Origin of the sequence: Priestia sp. BR_2 (genome assembly GCF_041954005.1) — a bacterium.
In the GTDB taxonomy this organism is placed as follows: domain Bacteria; phylum Bacillota; class Bacilli; order Paenibacillales; family Paenibacillaceae; genus Paenibacillus_AQ; species Paenibacillus_AQ lautus_A.
The window spans coordinates 1-1,899 of sequence record NZ_JAVFHM010000253.1; the positions used below are offsets into that span (position 1 = coordinate 1).

A 1,899-nucleotide genomic window follows, 5' to 3' on the forward strand; every position below is an offset into this window, starting at 1 on the left:
AAAAAAACGCACCGCTTAACTTCGTAACGATCCATGCAAGACGATGGAGAACTCGGTTCTCCATCGTCTTTTTTTCATGCCAAGAACCTATGCCAAATCACAGTCTATGCGAATACTGTATTTAAATACAGATTTTTGCAAATATGAATAATTTGTGATGATGCGACATTATATAGATCGTTGCTGTTTTTTTCGGCTTCCGTCGCGCTTACGAATTTCAAATTTGCAAAAATCTGAAAACAAAAAAGAGAATGATTATTCATTGGAGGAGTGGTGTTGATGTTTATTCAATGGTTGCAATCCAGCAAAATCGCGATGTGGCTGCTGACGGTCATTCGGGTGTACGTCGGGTATAAGTGGTTATCGGCTGGCTGGGGCAAGTTAACGGGAGGCTTCGATGCGAGTGGATTTATGCAGGGAGCCATCGCCAAATCCACCGGCGAGAATCCGGCGGTTCAAGATTGGTGGGCCGTATTCCTCAAGCATGCCGCGCTCCCCGGCGTCAAATGGTTCAACGTCATCATTCCGCTGAGCGAATTCCTTGTCGGGCTCGGCCTGATTCTCGGCTCGTTCACCGTGTTCGCCGCGCTGATGGGACTGGTGATGAACTCGGCGTTCCTCTTCTCCGGTTCGATCAGCATCAACGGTCAGCTCCTGCTGCTCGAATTCCTGATCATCCTCTCAGCGGCCAACAGCGGTAAGATCGGCATCGACCGTTGGCTCATGCCTTATCTTCAGAATAAATTCACGCGCAAAGCGAAAATCAGCAGCGACTCCTCCCCTCTGCAGAATCAGGCGGTCTGATATAAAATGAATGCGGGGGGAAATTAGAGTTCAAAAGTAATTTAAAGTAATCTCAAGTTGGATCGTATCCGGTCGTATCCGGTCGTATCCGGTCGTTCGCTTCTCTTCGGCTAAAATTCGTGCCTGGCTCCCCCGTCTCATAGCTAAATCCATCTCGTTTTTTCTTCCTACAGTACGATTTGAATGTTGCTCCTCTATCCATGCTCTTTCTGCTTGCCTTTTCAATAAGTCATCGGGTGACCGCGGCCACCGGTACCGGTCATCCGTGTTTTATAAGCAGTTATGCCTAGTAATAAATTCACGACGAGCCATGGTTCAGGGAATGGCATCTCCCAATGCGTTGCGCATTATCTACTCGCTTCAGGTACTAGGTGCTGCTTTGCGTATACTGCTAACAGTTAGCTGAGTTTTCGCCGACTATTTACTGCTCTGCTTGCTGGTTTTGCGTTTACCAGTTCCTCTTTTGCTAATCACTTACTGGTTATGTGCCTGCTCCATGCAGCGTTTTCTTATCACTTACCGGTTTATGTCTACTGCAATTGCTCTGCTTATTACTTGCTGGCTTTATACGTAAAACTTACTTATGCTCTGCTAATTGATCTTGGATGTGCGTGTGCTTCTTGCTGTTTGAGCTCTTTGGCTTATTCTATTACGGCTGCCATTTGAGCACTTTGCCTTACTTATTACATACTGGTTACTGCCACTACATACAGTTCTGCCCATTTTTATCACTAATGTGATTTAAATCACATATATTGTGATTTATTTCACTTATAATAAAGACATGAAAGAGATGATCATCTTCCTAAAGAACAACATCACAGAACTTCAACATCCGAGAATGGGCAAGGAAGCTTTCATAAAAAAGAAAATCATACTTTTAAGGAGTGGTTTATATGTTTAACAACTGGCTGAGAACAAACAAAGTGGCAATGTGGTTACTGACATTCATTAGGGTCTACATCGGGTATGAATGGATGACGGCAGGTTGGGGTAAATTGACGGGCGGTTTCGAAGCAGGCGGCTTCCTGCAAGGCGCGATTGCCAAAGCAGCCGGCGATCACCCCGCCGTTCAAGGCTGGTGGGCAGCGTTCC

1 protein-coding gene and 1 pseudogene are annotated in these 1,899 nt (G+C 45.8%); both read left to right on the forward strand.

Annotated features, from left to right (window positions below; all coding sequences use genetic code 11):
* The first annotated feature begins 279 nt into the window (after positions 1–279).
* Positions 280–804, forward strand: a complete 525-nt coding sequence (locus RB298_RS20390; RefSeq protein WP_375120880.1) for a DoxX family protein — start codon at positions 280–282, stop codon at positions 802–804.
* 896 nt (positions 805–1,700) lie between these two features.
* Positions 1,701–1,899 (forward strand): annotated as a pseudogene (locus tag RB298_RS20395) (Crp/Fnr family transcriptional regulator); the annotation flags it as partial.

Excerpts from the sequence above, each read along its gene's own strand:
- RB298_RS20390 (WP_375120880.1), top strand. The coding sequence starts at position 280 with ATGTTTATTCAATGGTTGCAATCCAGCAAAATCGCGATGTGGCTGCTG.